Origin of the sequence: Streptomyces sp. NPDC059002 (assembly GCF_042740435.1) — a bacterium.
Classification (GTDB): domain Bacteria; phylum Actinomycetota; class Actinomycetes; order Streptomycetales; family Streptomycetaceae; genus Streptomyces.
Genome location: NZ_JBHYJI010000003.1, coordinates 334,794 through 350,548, shown reverse-complemented (window position 1 = coordinate 350,548; position 15,755 = coordinate 334,794). Strand labels below are relative to the sequence as shown.

11 protein-coding genes and 1 pseudogene are annotated in these 15,755 nt (G+C 73.6%); 7 read left to right on the top strand and 5 right to left on the bottom strand.

Going from position 1 to position 15,755, the window contains the following annotated elements:
• The first annotated feature begins 130 nt into the window (after nucleotides 1-130).
• The 3 genes from ACFWZ2_RS05295 to ACFWZ2_RS05285 are packed head-to-tail and all read left to right on the top strand — an operon-like array spanning nucleotide 131 to nucleotide 3,503.
• On the top strand, nucleotides 131-784 hold the full coding sequence (locus ACFWZ2_RS05295; protein ID WP_384542061.1) for a response regulator transcription factor: 654 nt from the start codon (nucleotides 131-133) through the stop codon (nucleotides 782-784).
• Nucleotides 784-1,422 (top strand): DUF4255 domain-containing protein, encoded by a 639-nt coding sequence (locus ACFWZ2_RS05290; RefSeq protein WP_384542058.1) that lies wholly within the window; start codon nucleotides 784-786, stop codon nucleotides 1,420-1,422. Before ACFWZ2_RS05295 ends, ACFWZ2_RS05290 begins: the two co-directional genes overlap by 1 nt.
• Nucleotides 1,419-3,503 (top strand): ATP-binding protein, encoded by a 2,085-nt coding sequence (locus tag ACFWZ2_RS05285; RefSeq protein ID WP_384542055.1) that lies wholly within the window; start codon nucleotides 1,419-1,421, stop codon nucleotides 3,501-3,503. Before ACFWZ2_RS05290 ends, ACFWZ2_RS05285 begins: the two co-directional genes overlap by 4 nt.
• Before the next feature lie 110 nt (nucleotides 3,504-3,613).
• On the opposite strand, the gene ACFWZ2_RS05280 is transcribed toward ACFWZ2_RS05285, so the two are convergent.
• Genes ACFWZ2_RS05280 through ACFWZ2_RS05270 form a run of 3 tightly spaced genes read right to left on the bottom strand, consistent with a single transcriptional unit; the run spans nucleotide 3,614 to nucleotide 10,129 of the window.
• The gene (locus ACFWZ2_RS05280) at nucleotides 3,614-4,999 is read right to left on the bottom strand and encodes an RICIN domain-containing protein (protein WP_384542052.1); all 1,386 of its coding nucleotides are present in this window, start codon (nucleotides 4,997-4,999) and stop codon (nucleotides 3,614-3,616) included.
• Between the two features lie 5 nt (nucleotides 5,000-5,004).
• The gene (locus ACFWZ2_RS05275) at nucleotides 5,005-6,603 is read right to left on the bottom strand and encodes a peptidoglycan-binding protein (protein ID WP_384542049.1); all 1,599 of its coding nucleotides are present in this window, start codon (nucleotides 6,601-6,603) and stop codon (nucleotides 5,005-5,007) included.
• Between the two features lie 52 nt (nucleotides 6,604-6,655).
• Nucleotides 6,656-10,129: a BTAD domain-containing putative transcriptional regulator gene (locus ACFWZ2_RS05270; protein ID WP_384542047.1), complete on the bottom strand. Its 3,474-nt coding sequence runs from the start codon at nucleotides 10,127-10,129 to the stop codon at nucleotides 6,656-6,658.
• Between the two features lie 551 nt (nucleotides 10,130-10,680).
• Between ACFWZ2_RS05270 and ACFWZ2_RS05265 the strand changes: the two genes are divergently transcribed.
• The 4 genes from ACFWZ2_RS05265 to ACFWZ2_RS05250 all read left to right on the top strand — a co-directional run bounded on the left by ACFWZ2_RS05265 (nucleotide 10,681) and on the right by ACFWZ2_RS05250 (nucleotide 13,383).
• Nucleotides 10,681-12,270: a phage tail sheath family protein gene (locus tag ACFWZ2_RS05265; protein ID WP_384542044.1), complete on the top strand. Its 1,590-nt coding sequence runs from the start codon at nucleotides 10,681-10,683 to the stop codon at nucleotides 12,268-12,270.
• A gap of 71 nt (nucleotides 12,271-12,341) precedes the next feature.
• Nucleotides 12,342-12,785, top strand: coding sequence for a phage tail protein (locus ACFWZ2_RS05260; RefSeq protein ID WP_361733971.1), 444 nt, complete (start codon nucleotides 12,342-12,344; stop codon nucleotides 12,783-12,785).
• Nucleotides 12,785-13,222 carry a hypothetical protein gene (locus ACFWZ2_RS05255; RefSeq protein WP_384542041.1) on the top strand — a complete coding sequence of 146 codons (438 nt, stop codon included), beginning with the start codon at nucleotides 12,785-12,787 and terminating at the stop codon, nucleotides 13,220-13,222. The genes ACFWZ2_RS05260 and ACFWZ2_RS05255 overlap by 1 nt, the downstream gene beginning before the upstream one ends.
• Nucleotides 13,219-13,383: a DUF6760 family protein gene (locus ACFWZ2_RS05250; RefSeq protein WP_384542039.1), complete on the top strand. Its 165-nt coding sequence runs from the start codon at nucleotides 13,219-13,221 to the stop codon at nucleotides 13,381-13,383. Before ACFWZ2_RS05255 ends, ACFWZ2_RS05250 begins: the two co-directional genes overlap by 4 nt.
• A gap of 902 nt (nucleotides 13,384-14,285) precedes the next feature.
• Here the strand turns inward: ACFWZ2_RS05250 and ACFWZ2_RS05245 are convergent.
• Together ACFWZ2_RS05245 and ACFWZ2_RS05240 are read right to left on the bottom strand one after the other, a co-directional pair.
• Complete coding sequence (locus tag ACFWZ2_RS05245) at nucleotides 14,286-14,444, bottom strand: hypothetical protein (protein WP_384542036.1); 159 nt, start codon at nucleotides 14,442-14,444, stop codon at nucleotides 14,286-14,288.
• Between the two features lie 318 nt (nucleotides 14,445-14,762).
• A pseudogene (locus tag ACFWZ2_RS05240) lies at nucleotides 14,763-15,755 on the bottom strand (hypothetical protein); the annotation flags it as partial.

The following is a 15,755-nucleotide window of genomic DNA, read 5'->3' as shown; positions in this document are numbered from 1 at the left end:
AGGCGGGCCGAGGCCCGGCAGCCCCGCTTACGCCCCCGCGCAAGCCCCGTTGATCCATCGGCAATCGAATGTTGATCCGGCTTGCGCACTCTGTGGCCATTGATACTGCGGGGGAAGACAGGGAAGGCCAGTGCCGGATACACGTATCTCTGTGGCTGTGCATGCCACTGATCCGTTGGGGCGGGCCGGGGTCATCAGTCACCTTCGGCAGCAGCCCAGTGTTGAGCTGGTGGATCGGGGAGGGGAAGAGGTCAGCGACGAGCAGGTTGCCGTGATGCTCGTCGATCGGCTCGACGATGTCGCGGGGGCCGAGCTGCGGCGGCTCGTCAGGTGTGGGGAGCAGCGCGTCGTGCTGATCGCCAGCGAGTTGCGCGAGCCCGAGTTGATGGCTGTCGTCGAGTACGGCGTGCAGGCCATTCTCTGGCGGCATCAGGCCACCCCGCAGAAGCTGCTGCACGCGGTGCACAGTGCCGCGCGGGGTGAAGGGGAGTTGCCGCCGGATCTCATCAACCGGCTCATGACCCAGCTCGGGCAGTTGCGGCGGTCCGCCCTCGACACCTCGCCCGGCGGCGCGGGGGCGCTCGTGCCGACGCTGGGCATGGCACCCCGCGAGGTCGACGTGGTACGCCTGATCGCCGAGGGGCTCGACACCAAGCAGATATCGGAGAAGCTCGCCTACTCCGAACGGACCGTCAAGAACGTGCTGCACGCGCTGATGACGCGCCTGCAGTTGCAGAACCGCGCGCATGCCGTCGCGTACGCGCTGCGGGAGGGGTACATCTAGTGATTCATGAAGTCGACGAGGCCCTGCGCGGGTTGCTGCGCGGGGCCCTTCCCGATGGGGCCGGTGACGTCGTCTTCGAGGCGCCCACCCGGGACTGGGCGGCCCGGCGCAACGCGCCCACGCTCAACGCCTATCTCTACGACATCCGCGAGGACGTCGCCCGTCGCGAGCGCGGCGCGTACGCCGAGCGCGGGCCCGACGGAGTGGTCCTTCGCAGGCGGCAGCCGCCCCGCTGGTTCCGGCTCTCGTATCTGCTCACCGCCTGGACCAACCGGCCCGAGGACGAGCACCGGCTCCTCTCCGCCTGCCTCGGCACCCTGCTCGCCCACGAGTTGCTGCCGCCCGACTCCCTGCCCGACGCGCTCGCCGCGCTGCGTGCCTCGCTGCCGCTCACGGTCGCCGTGCCGCCTCCCGAGTCCCGGTCCATCGCCGACATCTGGTCCGCGCTCGGCGGTGAGCTCAAGCCGTCCCTGGACGTGGTGATCACCGTGCCGTTCCCCGTGTCGCCCACCTACGACGTGGCGCCGCCGGTCACCGAGGGCGCCGTCGCCATCGTGCGCGGGCTCGACGGCAAGAACGGCGACGTACGGCCCCGGATGCTGCGCACCTCGTCCGCCGACCGTACGGAGAATCCGTGAGCGGGCCCGAGGCCCTGCTCGCCCGGCTCGACGCGTTGCGCGGGCGCGTGGCCGAGCTCGTCGAGCTGCGCAGCGCCGACGATCCCACGGCGGGGGATCCCCTGCGGGGGTTGTACGTCACCGCCGAGAGCGCCCGGCGGATCGCGACGGCCGGGCCCATGGGAGGGGCTCCCTCCGGGGCAGGTTCCCTCGTGGAAGGGGAACTCCTCGGTGGTTTTGGGGAGTTGGCCGAGCGCTTCGCTCTCACTCCGCTCGATCAGCACATCCTTCTCGCCGCCCTCGCGCCCGACGTCGACCGGCGTTTCGAGGCGTTGTACGGGTATCTCAACGACGACGTGGGACGGCGGCAGGCCAGTGTCGGGCTCGTCCTCGATCTCGTCGGCACCGGGGCGTACGATCCCGCGGCCCGTGGGCGATTCCATCCACTGGCGCCCCTGCGTGCCGGAGGGCTCATCCAACTCGACGACGAAGAAAGGCCGTTGCCGGGGCGGGCGCTGCGGGTGCCCGAGCGGGTGGTCGCGTGGCTGCTCGGGGATGATGCCGTCGATCCCGAACTCGTGGGCAGTGGGGTGGAGTTGCTGCCCGCCGAGGCGGCGTCGGAGGTTGCCGACGACGGGATCGCGGCGCGGCTTGCCGCTGTTGCGGCCGCGCGGCCCGTGCTCGTCCATCTGCGCGAGCGCAGGGAGGGCACGGCCGCGGAGCCGGTGGCCGAGGCGTTGCGGGCGGCCGGGACGGCCGTACTGCGGTATCGGCCCGCGCCGGCTCCCGTGCCCGGCGGCGCGCCCGTGCGGGACGCGGAGGCCGAGCAGGCCGCCGCCCGCACCTCCGTCGCGCTGCTGCGCGAGGCCCGGCTCCGGGGCGCCGCACTCCTCGTAGGACCGTTGCCCGATGAACCCGGCGCCCTGGTGCGGCGGCTCGCCACCGGGGACGTGCCCGCGGTGTTCTTCGGGAGTGGGGCGTACGACCCTGGGTGGGCCCCCGACGCGGGGATCCTCGCGCTGGAGGCACCCCGGGAACGGACCGACGGGCCCGGGGCCTGGCGCGCCGGGCTCGGGCTCCCCTCCCCCGACGACCAGTCCCCCGGCGACCAGTCCCCCGGCGACGGGCTCGGGTTCGATCTGGGGGAAGCCATCGCGCCCTACCGTCTCGCCGGTGCCCAGATCCGGCGGGCCGCCCGGGCCGCCGTCGGGCTCGCCGACTTCGAGGGCACGGGGCTCACCGCGGCGCACATCCAGCTCAGTGCGCGGCAGCAGTCGGCGCCGCTGCTCGACCGGCATGCCCGGCGGATCCGGCCCGCGGTCGGCTTCGGCGATCTGGTGCTGCCGGAGGAACCGCTCGGTCTGCTGCGGGAGTTGGTGCTGCGGTCCCGGCATCGCGACCAGGTGCTCGGCGAGTGGCGGCTGCGGACCGGGGGCGGGCGGGGGCGCGGCGTGATCGCGTTGTTCGCCGGTGACTCCGGGACCGGCAAGACGCTCTCCGCCGAGGTGGTGGCCGGTGAACTCGGCCTGGATCTCTATGTGGTGGACCTGTCGGCCGTGGTCGACAAGTACATCGGCGAGACGGAGAAGAACCTGGAGCGGATCTTCGCCGAGGCGGACCGCACGGACGCGGTGCTGCTCTTCGACGAGGCGGACGCGGTCTTCGGCAAGCGTTCGGAGGTGAAGAGTTCGCACGACCGGTACGCCAACCTGGAGAGCGCGTATCTGCTGCAGCGGCTCGAGGCGTTCGACGGGATCGCGGTGCTCACCACCAATCTGCGGGCCAACATCGACGACGCGTTCACACGGCGTCTCGACCTGGTGGTCGACTTCCCGTTCCCGGACGTCGAGCAGCGGATCGCCCTGTGGCACACATGTCTGGCGGGGACGCCGCGGGCGGCGGACATCGAGGAGGAACTCACTCGGTGTGCGAAGGAGTTCGAGCTGGCGGGCGGCGCGATCCGGTCGGCCGCCGTGACCGCCGGGTATCTGGCGGCCGGGCACGGCGGTCCGGTGTCGGGTGCGGACGTGCGGGCCGGGGCGCGGCGGGAGTACCGCAAGATGGGGCGCCTGGAGCCGGGGGTCTCCCTGCCCTGGCAGTGAGCCGTGAGGGCTCCCTGCCCTGGCAGTGGCCCGGAAGCGGACAGCAGGAGCAGGAAGAAGGGCGGGTGGCACGCCGACTGCGTGCCACCCGCCCTTCGGGCCGTTCTCGCCTACTCGGGCCAGTCGGTGATCCGCCAGCCCATGCTGTTGCGGCCGTCGCACTGCCACGTGACCGCGCTCTTGTCGTTCTGCATGTCGACGAGGCACTCGCCGGAGCCGACGGCGACGATCCGCGTGAGGCCGTCGTCGCGCTTCTCCAGCTTCCACTTCTGGTTGTCCGGCAGCCGGCCCGTCTTTATGTTGTCCGCCGGGGCGTGCATGATCTGGACGATGTTGGTGTTCGCCTTCTGGTCCATGACCGTGCCGGGGGCGGCCGCGGACTCCAGGGCGTAGGTGTCGGACTCGGGGTAGTGGTGCAGGATCCAGTCCTGGTTCTTGCCGAACTCGTCCGTGAGGTTGGGGTTCTGGCCGACGTAGGTGCCGTCGGTCTGCTCGCCCTTCTTGACCTCCAGGTACCAGCCGCCGCCCTCGTTGCTCTGGATGACGTGCGTCTTGGGGCCCTTGGGCTTGTCGTCGCCCCCGCCGCCGCCTCCGCCGCCACCGCCCGGCTTGGAGTCCGGCGCCTCGTCCTTCTTGCCGTCGTCCTGGGGCGGGGGCGCTTCCTTCTCCTTCTCGGAGGGCTTGGGCTTGGGGGCCGGTTTCATGTCGTCGTTCTGCGGCAGCGGCTGCTGCCGCTCGATCTTCTCCCTGGCCTGGGTGGCGAGGCTCGGCTTGTGCTGGAACCACATCACCGCGGCCGCGATGCCCAGCGCCACGAGGACCGAGAGCACGGCCATCGCCCAGCGCGGGATCACCGACGGCTGGACGTAGGTGCCGCGCAGCTCGACCGGCTCGGGCACACCGGCCCGCAGGACGGAGACGGTGAAGGGGCGCTTGGTGGTGCCGCCGACCCAGCTGACCGCGCCGGGCTTGAGCGCGAGGTCCGCGAAGCCCGCGCGGCCCGGGGCGACCTGGACGGAGCCCGGCTCGGCCACGACCTCCAGTTCCTCGCCGTTCTCACGGCCGGAGAAGGAGGCGGTGAGCGGCTGGTTGCCGAGGTTGTCGACGGCGACCGCGGCCTTGGCGCGCAGCCGGCCGCGGACGACCAGGGGCACCAGTTCCGTACGGAGTTCGGTGAACGGGCCCACCGTGACCTGGCCCTCGACGACGTCACCCGAGCCCGGGTCCTCGCGCGGCTGCACCCGGACGCCGAACGGGGTCGGGCCCGCCTGCGCGTCCGCGGTCCTCGGCGGCGCGAACTCGACGTCGGCCGTGCTCTCCGCGCCGGGGTACAGGCGCAGCACGTCGGGCTGTACGCGGGACCAGCCCGCCGCGTCGCCGACGACCTGCAGCCGGTACTCCTCGACGGTGTCCCCTGTGTTGCGGACCCGCAGGCGTACCTTCGCCACGGAGCCGGGCTCCACGGTGGTCGCCGATGGTTCCAGTGCGCTCCACATGCTGCTCAACGGCCCTTCACTCCGGGGTTCTTCACACTGCCACCGACCATCGCCTGCAGGGTCTTGCTGTCCACGACGCCGGTCGCGGGAAGGCCGACGGCCTTCTGGTAGTCCTTGATGTGTGCGGCCGTCCTGCTGTTGTACGTGTCCGTCTTCGGTGCCTGGCGCCCGTTCTTGAAGTAGGTGACGCCGTAGTCGGCGTAGGCCCGGTCGCGGGCCAGGTCGTCGTCGCTGATGCCCGCCTGCGAGGCCCACCAGAAGGCCGCCTGCACCTGCATGACCTCCCAGCTGTTGGTGCCGGAGCTGACGTCGTCGGGGCGGACGCCCTGCGCCCACAGCGAGGTGAGGGTGGCGCGGCCGAGCTCGCCCTCGTCGTCGGTGGCGAAGATCTGCGCGGTGTTGCGGCCGGTGGTCTCGCCGTGCCGGATCACGGCACGCTGGTAACAGATCAGCTTGGCCTCGGTGTTGGCGTCGATGACGCCGGGCGTGTAGCTGCCGGTGAGCCTGCACTTGTTCGAGGAGTCCATGGCGGCGAGGCGGCGCTGGGCGTACTCGACCACGATGTCCTTCTCGTATCCGCGCCGCCACGGCGGTCCGGCCTTGGCGGCGCCACCGCCGCCGCTCCGGTCGGGCTGCTCGGCGTCGCCGCCACCGCCACCTCCGCCACCGCCTCCTCCTCCGCCACCGGAGGAGGATCCTGATCCGCCGCCACCGCCGGGCGCCTCGGCTCCGCCGCCGTCGTCGTCGTCGCCGCTGTCCTCGTCCTTCGGGGGCGGCGGCGCGTCGGCGAGCTTGTCCTTCTCGCCGCCCTGCGGTGCGGGGTTGGGGGTGGCGGCGGCCTGGTTCTCCCTGGCGCCGCCGGTCACCTTGGGCGAGAAGGAGAACCAGAGCACGACGAACGCGACGGCGAGCGCCGCGAGGACGCTGCCGAGGGCGAACAGCCAGCGCGGCAGGACCGGGCGCTGGTCGAAGCTGCCGGGCACCTCGTAGGCGTTCTCGTCGCCGGAGCGGCGTACGGAGACGGTCAGCGGGTGCGCCTGGGCGGATCCCGTCCAGCGGACCTGCTGCGGGCGGACGGTGAAGCGGGCGAACGCGGCGCGGCCGGGGGCGGCCTGGATGCTGACCGGGTCCAGGTCGAAGGCGAGCCGGTCGGTGTCGTCGCGGACGGTGAGTGCCGCGGTGAGCGGCGTGTTGCCGAGGTTGTCCACGGCGATGGAGGCCCGGCCGCGGAAGCGTCCGACGATGGTGGGCGGCAGCAGTTCGGCGCGCACTTCGGAGAAGGGCGCGACGGTGACCTGGCCCTCGACGACGTCGCGGGCGTCCGGGTGTTCCCTGGGTTCGACGCGGATGCCGTACGGCGTGGGTCCCGCCGGTGCGTCGGGCGAGCGGGGCGGTGCGAAGGAGATCTCGGCGGTGCCCTCGCTGCCCGGGTAGAGCCGCAGCACCTCCGGCTCGACGCGGGACCAGCCGGCGGGTGCGCCGACCACCGACAACCGGTACTCCTCGACCGTGTCCCCCGTGTTGCGCACGCGTAGCCGCACGGCGGCGCGACCACCAGGATCAACGGTCACCGCGGCCGGGTCCAGGGAGTTCCACCACGTCATGGGTGCACGGTAGAGGGCGACGCGCGGTGATCTCCTGTACGAAAGGGCCGCCTCAAGGGCAGTGCGCGCTGCCCTTGAGGACCTGCCCCCCGGTGGACTCCAACTCGGCGAGCAGCGCGGCGATTTCGGTGGCCTCGACGGCGCCGCGCCGTTCCATGACGCGCTGCGCGGAGCGCAGGGCGCTGCGGGCGCCGTCCAGGTCGCCGCGGGCGAGGAGCGCCCTGCCGCGGGCGGCGGTCGCCAGGGCCCTGCAGAACACGTCGCCCAGTTCGCCCTCGATGGTCAGTGCCTCGTCCGCGCAGGCCAGCGCCTCGGTGGGCCGCTCCTCCGCGAGTTCGCAGTAGGCGAGGCGGGCCCAGCACAGTGCCTCCCACCTCGGGGACCTGGACCAGCGGTGCAGGCGCTGGGCCTCGCGCAGCCGGTCCGCGGCCTCGGCGGTGCGGCCGTCCCCGAGCAGCGCGCAGCCCACTTGGTAGAGGGCGTGCGCGAGGGTCGCGGTGCTGCCCGACTCGCGGGCGCGGCTGAGCGCCTCGGACCGCGCGGCGTCCGCCTCCGCCGACCTGCCGAGGGCGGAGTAGGCGCGGACCAGGTGGGACAGGACGCGGATCCGGTCGCTGCGCCCGTCGAGCGCGCCGAACCTGACGTACGCCTGCTGGAGTTGTTCGAGTGCTTCCTCGGCCCTGCCCATGCCCATGAGCACGATGCCCAGTTCGTGGCTGCTCTCGGCGCCGACCAGCGGGTCGCCCGCGGATGCGGCGAGGCGCAGGCTCTCGCGCAGCACCCGTTCGGCGCGGGCGTAGGTCTCGGTGCCGTAGTGCGGTGTGCCGATCAGGCGCAGGGCGCGGCCCGCCGAGAGGTCGTCGCCGTGTCTGCGGGCGGTCTCCAGGGCGAGTTCGGCGAGGGGTTCCAGGTCGCGGTGGCGGGCGGTGCCGACCAGGAGGTGGGACCAGGCGGTGAGCAGGTCGACGGTGGGGCGCAGGCCGGGCGGGGCGCCGTCGGTGGCCGTGCCGTCGCCCGCGGCGGGCAGGTGGCGCAGGGCGTTCTCCGCGGCGGCGTACAGCCTGCTGTGCGCGACGACGAGCCAGTCGTGCGCGGCGGCCGCGTCCGGCAGCGGCTTGCCGTCGGAGGCGGGCCTGTGCAGCAGTTCGGGCAGCACGCTGTGCGGTTTCGTACGGCGGATCGCGGTGATGACGGTGGCCAGGACGTAGTCGAGGAAGCGGAGCCGGGCGGCGGCGCGTTCCGCCGGGCTCTCGTGGCGCTCGCACTGGCGGGCCGCGAACAGCCTGACCAGGTCGTGGAAGCGGTAGCGGTCGTCGTCGTGCAGCTCCATGAGCCCCGCGTCGACCAGGCGTTCCACGATCGACTCGGCCTCCTCGTCGCGTACGTCGAGGAGCGCGCCCGCGGCGCCGCGGCAGAACGACGGCATGTAACAGAGGGAGAGGACGCGGAAGGCGCGGGCCAGTTCGGGGGCGAGCGCTTCGTAGCCGAGCCGGAAGGTGGCCTCGACGCCGAGGTCGGCGACCCGCAGTTCGTCGAGCCTGCGGCGCTCGTCGCGCAGCCGGGCCGCGAGGTCGGCGACGGAACGTCCCGGCCGGGCGGCCAGGCGGGCGGCGGCGATCCGGACGGCGAGCGGCAGTCCCCCGCAGGCGGCGACCAGTTCACCGGCCGCGGCGGGTTCCGCGGTCACGCGGTCCCTGCCGACGATCGCGGCGAGCAGCCCGAGCGCCTGCGCCTCGTCCATGACGTCGACGTCGACGAGGCGGACGCCCGGCAGGGCGATGGTGCGCGAGCGGCTGGTGACGAGGACGGCGCAGCCCGGGGCGCCGGGCAGCAGCGGGCGCACCTGCGCGGTGTCGCGGGCGTTGTCGAGGAGTACGAGGACGCGGCGGCCCGCGAGCAGGGAGCGGTACAGGGCGGTCTGCTGGTCGAGACCGTCCGGTACGGCGCTCTCGGGTACGCCGAGGGCCCGCAGGAATCCGACGAGCGCGCTGGCGCTGCTGCCGTCGCGCGTGGGGTCGGGGGCGCCCAGGTCGACATAGAGCTGTCCGTCGGGGAACTCGCCCCGCAAGGCGTGCGCGACGTGCACCGCGAGGGCGGTCTTGCCGACGCCGCCGAGTCCGGTGAGCGCGGCCAGGGCCATCGTGCTGCCGTCGACGGCCGTGTGCAGGGTCTCGGTGAGGACGGCGGCCTCGACCTGACGGCCCGCGAAGTCCGGTACGTCCGGGGGGAGTTGGGCGGGGACGGGGCTGTGGCGAGTGGGGACTGCGGTACCGGCGGGCGGGGCCGTGAGCAACGTATGGGGCCGGGCCGCGGTGGTCCGTCCGGGGCGGGGGTGCGGGGCGGTGCCATCGGGGGGCGGGGCGGCGCTCCTCAAGGTCAGCGTGGCCTCGGGGTCTTCGGGGGCCTCGGCGCACATGGGGCGCCTGACGGCTATGCCGGTCGCGGGGGCCTGGGCCTGCCGGACCGCACGCGCGTCCGTTCCGATGCCGTTCTGGTCCAGGTCGTGGATGGCCGCCTGGCCGCCGTGCCGGGCCTGGCCGTACTCCCCGCCCGGGGCGAGCGTCCTGCCGCGGATGTCCCGGCCGTCGTCCCGGCCGCGGTCACGGGCGGCGGCCTGGCCCTGGTCCCGGCCGCCCGCCTCGGGAACCCGCCGCAGGGGGGTGGCGCGCTGCGCGGGGACCTGGCGTGCCGTGCCGGTCTCCGCGTCGCCGTTCAGGAGGCCCTCGTGCAGGGCCGCGAGTTCATTGCCCGGGTCGACGCCGAGTTCGGTGGCCAGGGTGCGGCGCGTGGTCTCGTAGACCGCGAGCGCGTCCGCCTGGCGGCCGCCGCGGCGCAGGGCCAGCATCAGCAGGGCCTGGGCGCGTTCGCGCAGCGGGTGTTCGGCGGCGAAGGCGCGCAGCGGCGGGGTGGCCTCCGCGTGGCGGCCCAGCTCGAGGGCGCAGGCGAAGAGTTCCTCCTGGGCGGTGACGGACAGTTCGGTGAGCCTGTCGCGCTGGCGCTCGGCGTACGGCCCGGGGAGTCCGGCGAGCGGTGTGCCGTTGGTGAGGGCGAGGGCCGCGGTCAACTCCCCGTACGCGCCCGCGTATTGGTCGGCGCCGCGCAGTCGGCGCGCGGCGGTGAGCCGGTCTTCGAGGGCGCTCGCGTCGAGCGCGTCGCGCGGCACGCGCAGGGCGTAGCCGCCGCCCGCGGAGACCAGGAGGCTGGCGCGTCCCCTGGCCCGCCGGTCCGGTTCGAGGAGGGCGCGCAGCCGGGAGACGTACGTACGGAGCGTGCCGACCGCGCGCGGCGGCGGTTCCTCGCCCCACAGCGCGTCCACCAACTCCGCGACGGACACCGGCCGCCCGTGGTGCAGCAGCAGCACCGCCAGGATGGCGCGCTGCTGCGGTGAGCCGAGCGCCAGCTGCCGTCCGTCGCGCCAGGCGCGGACCGGTCCGAGGACCTGGAAGGTCAACGACCCGCTCGGGCAGCTCCGGTCGGCTTCGGTCTCCCGGTTCAGGACCGGATCGCCCTCCGCGTCGCCCCGCATACTCAGCCCGCACCCCTTGCCCCGTGACGCACCGCGATTGTGCCCGTTCGTACTGGCCACGGCTGGCCATACGCACCAAACGTTACGGCAGTACCCACGGTCGCCCTCCCCCCGCGGGAAGCTTGTTCACCATGTTGACCAGCAATTGACGCGGAATCGGCCGTCAGGCGTGGCATATGCGCCATCGGTGAGCCACATCCGGCCGGGCCCGTGGCCCTTGCCGGGGGCATGGCCGTTCGGGCAGTCCGGCCTGCCCCCGACGGCGCCCCTCCGCCTCTGTGACGCCGAGCACGTGCGCCGCACGATCGGAGCGGACGTCCGGGCCGCGACGGGACCGCGACGCAACGCGCCGCCCACCGTTCGACGGTGGCCGAACGGGCAGTGGCCTCTGCCCTCGGTGACGTCCGTCCGTCTCTACTCCGCCGCGGGCTCCTGGGACATCGTCGTAAGCGACCGTACGACCAGCGGGAGCAGCCGCGGCCGCGGGGAACCGGCACACCGGGGCCGACGTGCCGGCGCACGATCCCGTCATCGCGAGGAGAAAACGGAACATGCCCAACTACCTGTCCCCCGGCGTCTACATCGAGGAAGTCGCCAGCGGTTCCCGGCCCATCGAGGGAGTCGGCACCTCGGTGGCGGCCTTCGTCGGTCTCGCGCCGCAGGGACCGCTCGACGAGCCGACGCTGGTGACCAACTGGTCCCAGTACGTGGCCGCGTTCGGCGAGTTCACGGACGGGTACTACCTGGCGCACTCCGTCTACGGGTTCTTCAACAACGGCGGCACCGCGGCCTACATCGTGCGGGTCGGCGGCACCGCCGCCGACGAGCCGCAGCAGGCCGCGGCCCCCGCCGCGCAGGCGCCCAAGGAACTGACCGCGGGCACCCCCGCCGCGCTCGGCGGCTTCACGGTCGCCGCGATCGCCGCGGGCTCCGCCAACGGCGGCGCGCTGACCGTCGAGGTGCAGGACAGCGAGGGCGAAGGCGCCGCCGACCGCTTCAAGCTGGTCGTCAAGGACGGCGAGAAGGTCGTCGAGAGCTTCGACGTCAGCGCGAAGAAGACCGCGCGCAACTACGTCGTCACCCAGGTCAAGCAGCGCTCCAAGACGATCGTCCTCGAAGAGGCCGCGAGCGGCGGCCAGGTGGCCAAGCCGGACGCGCAGTCCGTCACGCTCACGCCGCCCGCCCCGGCGCCCGCGCCCGCCGTCCCCGCGACGAACGGCGCCGCGGCCCCCGTCGAGACCCGCCAGTTCATCGGCGACTCCGCCGACCGCACCGGCTTCGGCGGCCTGGAGGCCCTCGACGAGATCAACATGGTGGCGGTGCCGGACCTGATGGCCGCCTACCAGCAGGGCCTCATCAGCGAGGAGCAGGTCAAGGCCGTCCAGCTCGGGCTGATCTCGCACTGCGAGCTGATGGGCGACCGCATGGCGATCATCGACCCGCCGCCGGGCCTCAACGCCCGCCAGGTCCGCCAGTGGCGCCAGGAACTCGCGGGCTACGACTCGCGCTACGCCGCGCTCTACTACCCGTGGATCAAGTCCTTCGACCCGGCGACCGGCCAGTCCGTGACCGTGCCGCCGTCCGGTCACATGGCCGGTGTGTGGGCGCGCAACGACGCCGAGCGCGGTGTGCACAAGGCGCCCGCGAACGAGATCGTGCGCGGCGCCGTGGACCTGGAGCTGCAGATCACCCGCGGCGAGCAGGACCTGCTCAACCCGATCGGCGTGAACTGCATCCGTGCCTTCCCCGGCCGCGGCATCCGCGTGTGGGGCGCCCGCACGATGGCCTCCGACCCGGCCTGGCGCTACCTGAACGTGCGCCGCTACTTCAACTACCTCGAAGAGTCGATCCTCATCGGCACCCAGTGGGTGGTCTTCGAGCCGAACGACCACGCCCTGTGGGCCCGCATCCGGCGCAACGTCTCGGCGTTCCTGGTCAACGAGTGGCGCTCGGGCGCCCTGTTCGGCCAGCGCCCCGAGGACGCCTTCTACGTGAAGTGCGACGAGGAGACGAACCCGCCCGAGTCGGTCGACCTCGGCCGCGTCGTCTGCGAGATCGGCATCGCGCCGGTCAAGCCCGCCGAGTTCGTGGTCTTCCGCCTCGCCCAGTTCTCCGGCGGGGGCGGCGAGCTGGAGGAGTAGCAGGACCGCGCGCCGCGCCGCGCCCGTACGGCCTTCACGTATCCGCAAGAACGCAACAGGAGTGAACTCCCTTGTCCCTTCAGCCCGGTGACGCCCTCACCACACACAACTTCGGCCTGCAGATCGACGGTGTCATGGTCGAGTACCTGCAGGAGGTCAGCGGCCTGTCCATGGAGCAGGACGTCATCGAGTACCAGCAGGTCTCGGCGGACGGCAAGCCCGTCGTCAAGAAGATGCCCGGCGTGAAGAAGGCCGGCGAGTGCACCGTCACCCGCGGCATGACGCAGAGCCCCGTCTTCAGCGAGTGGATCAACAAGTCCATCGCGGGCGACATGGGTTCGGCGCGCAAGAACGCCACGATCATGATGATGGACTACCAGAACAACCCGGTGAAGCGGTACAACCTGCGCGCCGCCTGGTGCAGCAAGGTGGAGACCAGCGGGGTCAAGGCGGGCGACGCCGCCGCGCTGACCGAGCAGGTCACCATCGTCTTCGAAGAGCTGGTCATCGAGTAATGCGGCGCGAAGGCCCGGCGGGGCTGCCCGCGCCCGGGGCGGCGGCGGTGGCCGGTGCTCGTGAACCCCTGCGTACGGAGTTCGAGTTCGAGCTCCCCCGTGGGTACGTCGACGAGTCCGGCACCGTCCACCGCAACGGCGCGATGCGTCTTGCGACGGCGCGCGACGAACTGGTCCCGCTGCGGGACGTGCGCGTGCGTGAGAACCCCGCCTATCTGTCCGTCGTGCTGCTCGGCCGGGTCATCACCCGGCTCGGCACGCTCGGCTCCGTCCACGACGGCACGGTGGAGAACATGTTCGCCTCCGACCTGGCCTTCCTCCAGGACTTCTACCGGCAGATCAACGCGGAGGGCCACACCCGGGCGGCCGTGGCCTGCCCGCACTGCTCGGAGTCCTTCGAGGTGGAGCTGGCCGGGAGCCGCCTGGGGGAATCGTGACGTACGCGGCCGACCGCATCGAGGAGGAAGTCGCGTACCTCGCCTATCACTTCCACTGGGGCCTGGACGACATCCTCGACCTCGAGCACGCCGACCGGCGCGCGTACGTGTCGCGCACGGCCTCACTGGTGGAACAGGCCGCGGCGGCGGCACGGCAGTGAGCGGGTGTGCGGGCGGGGCGGGGGCTTCGGCCGGTGTCGGTGAGCGGTGAGCGGTGATCGGTGGTTCGTGGTCGGTGAGTTGAGGTAGCGATGGGCTTGTTCAGGTGGGGGCGCGGGTCCCGGGGGCGTCGGGACGACGCGGGGACGGTGGTGTCCGGGGCGGAGACCGGGGCTGAGGCCGGGGCGGGTGCGGCTGAGGTGCCTGATTCCGGCAGTGCGTCCGGCGGTGCCTCCGGCGTGCTGGGGGGTGGTGACGGCGGCTGGTCCGCCATGCCGCCGGTCCAGCGGGTCCTCGCCGCGCCGCGCCCGGTCGCCGAGCCCGGGTTCGCCTCACTCCTCGCCACCCACCAGAACCCGTCCTTCGGCGGCCAGTTGGGCCACGCCGTCCGCTCATCGGCCCCCGGCGGCCTGCTCCTCGACGCCCTCACCCCGGTCGCGGGCCGCCCCGGCTCCCTCGACCTGCCGTCGCTGCGGCTGCCGGTGCGGGGGGACGGGGTGGCGGAGGAGGCGTCGGCTCCGGTGGGGGTGGCGTCGGCTCCGATGGGGGTGGCGTCGGCTGGTGCGTCTGGCCCGTCCGGGGCTGGGGCTTCGGCTTCGGCTTCGTCTTCGGCTTCGGCTCGGTCGTCGACTCGGGGCGCGCGTGGGGCTGTTGCTCCGGCGGCGCCCGCTTCCGGCTCTGCCGTGCAGCGTGCCGCGAAGAGCCGCGGTGCGGGCGAGTCCGGCGGGCCCGCGCCCACCGCGCCCCTCAGCAGTGAGCGGGGCATCGCCCCACCCGGCTCGGACAACGGCCAGGCCGCGAGCGGCAGCAGCCGTACGACCGAGGGGCCCGCGTCTCCCGCACGGCGGGCCGGTGCCACCGCGGGCGTCGGGCCGCGGCTGACTCCCCTGTCGGAGGCGGAGGTTCAGACGCCGGGATCGGCGGGCTCCGCCGTTCCCGTCGTACAGCGGGTACCCGTGAAGCGGTCGCCGCTGGTGACGGCGGCGCCGCCTGCCGAGCCGAAGCGGCAGCTGTACCCGGTCGGCTCCGTGCCGACCGTGCCGGTCTCGGGCCCGGCCCCCACGACCACTCCGGACCCGGCGCCCGCCGGGCCCACCGAACTCCCCGGGCCGGTTCCCCCGACCGGTCCGGGGGCACCCGTCGCTGCGCGGGCGAGCCACCCCGTCTCGCCCGCGCAGCGGCGGCCTCACGTACGCCGCGTGCAGCGCAAGCCCGACGGCGGCACCGGTGCCGCCGCGGCCGGGCGTCCCCGTACGGGACTTGGTTCGCCCATCAGCGAGGTGCCCTCCGCCGCGCCGACGCCCGCGCCTGGCGGTGACGGGGGTACTCCTCGCCGGAGTCCGATCGGTGCGCCTGTCACTCCCGTGCAGAGGGCGGCGGCTCAGGCGAACGCGCAGGCGCGGGCGAAGGGGGCGGCTGCGGCGGGGCCGGGGCCGGGAACGGGCACGCCCACGTCACCTTCTCTTGCGCCGTCCGCATCGCCGTCGACTGCGTCGGCCGCGTCGCCGCCCGCTGCGTCGCCGTCCGCTGCGTCGGCCACGTCCGCGTCGCCGTCGGCCGCGTCTCCGTCCACCGCGTCGGCCGCGTCGCCGTCCGGCACGCCAACCGCGTCACCGGGCGCTGCTTCGGCCGCTTCTCGGGCGGCTGCCCCGGCCAGTTCTTCGGCTGCTGCCCCGGGCACGTCCGCGTCGGCCGCGCCGCCGACCGCCGCGTCGGCCACTTCTCGGGCTGCTATCCCGGCCAGTTCTCCGGCTGCCGCCCCGGCGAGTTCCTCGGCCACTGCCCCGGGCGCGTCCGCGTCCGCCGCGTCGGCCGCCTCTCGGGCGGGTACTCCGGCCAGTTCCCCGGCCGCTGTCCCGGCGAGTTCCTCGACCACTGCCCCGGGCACGTCCGCGTCCGCCACGTCACCGACCGCCGCATCGGCCACTTCCCGGGCTGCTACCCCGGCCGGTTCTCCGGCTGCCGCCCCGGCGAGTTCCTCCGCCACTGCCCCGGGCACGTCCACATCTGCCACGTCACCGACCGCCGCATCGGCCACCTCCCGGACGGCCACTCCGGCCAGTTCCCGGGCAGCCACCACGGCTACTTCCTCGGCTACGGCTCCGGGCACATCCGCGTCGGCCGCGCCGCCGACCGCCGCATCGGCCACCTCCCGGGCGGCTACCCCGGCCAGTTCTCCGGCTGCCGCCCCGGCGAGTTCCTCGACCACTGCCCCGGGCACGTCCACGTCCGCCACGTCGCGGACCGCCGCATCGGCCAGTTCCCGGGCAACCACCACGGCTACTTCCTCGACCACTGCCCCGGGCACATCCGCGTCCGCCACGTCACCGACCGCCGCATCGGCCACCTCCCGGACGGCCACTCCGGCCAGTTC

Bases quoted from the DNA above. Each gene is read 5' to 3' on its own strand.
- ACFWZ2_RS05280 (WP_384542052.1), bottom strand. From the start codon at position 4,999: ATGTGGAGCGCACTGGAACCATCGGCGACCACCGTGGAGCCCGGCTCC.
- ACFWZ2_RS05265 (WP_384542044.1), top strand. From the start codon at position 10,681: ATGCCCAACTACCTGTCCCCCGGCGTCTACATCGAGGAAGTCGCCAGC.
- ACFWZ2_RS05275 (WP_384542049.1), bottom strand. From the start codon at position 6,603: ATGACGTGGTGGAACTCCCTGGACCCGGCCGCGGTGACCGTTGATCCT.
- ACFWZ2_RS05270 (WP_384542047.1), bottom strand. From the start codon at position 10,129: ATGCGGGGCGACGCGGAGGGCGATCCGGTCCTGAACCGGGAGACCGAA.
- ACFWZ2_RS05255 (WP_384542041.1), top strand. From the start codon at position 12,785: ATGCGGCGCGAAGGCCCGGCGGGGCTGCCCGCGCCCGGGGCGGCGGCG.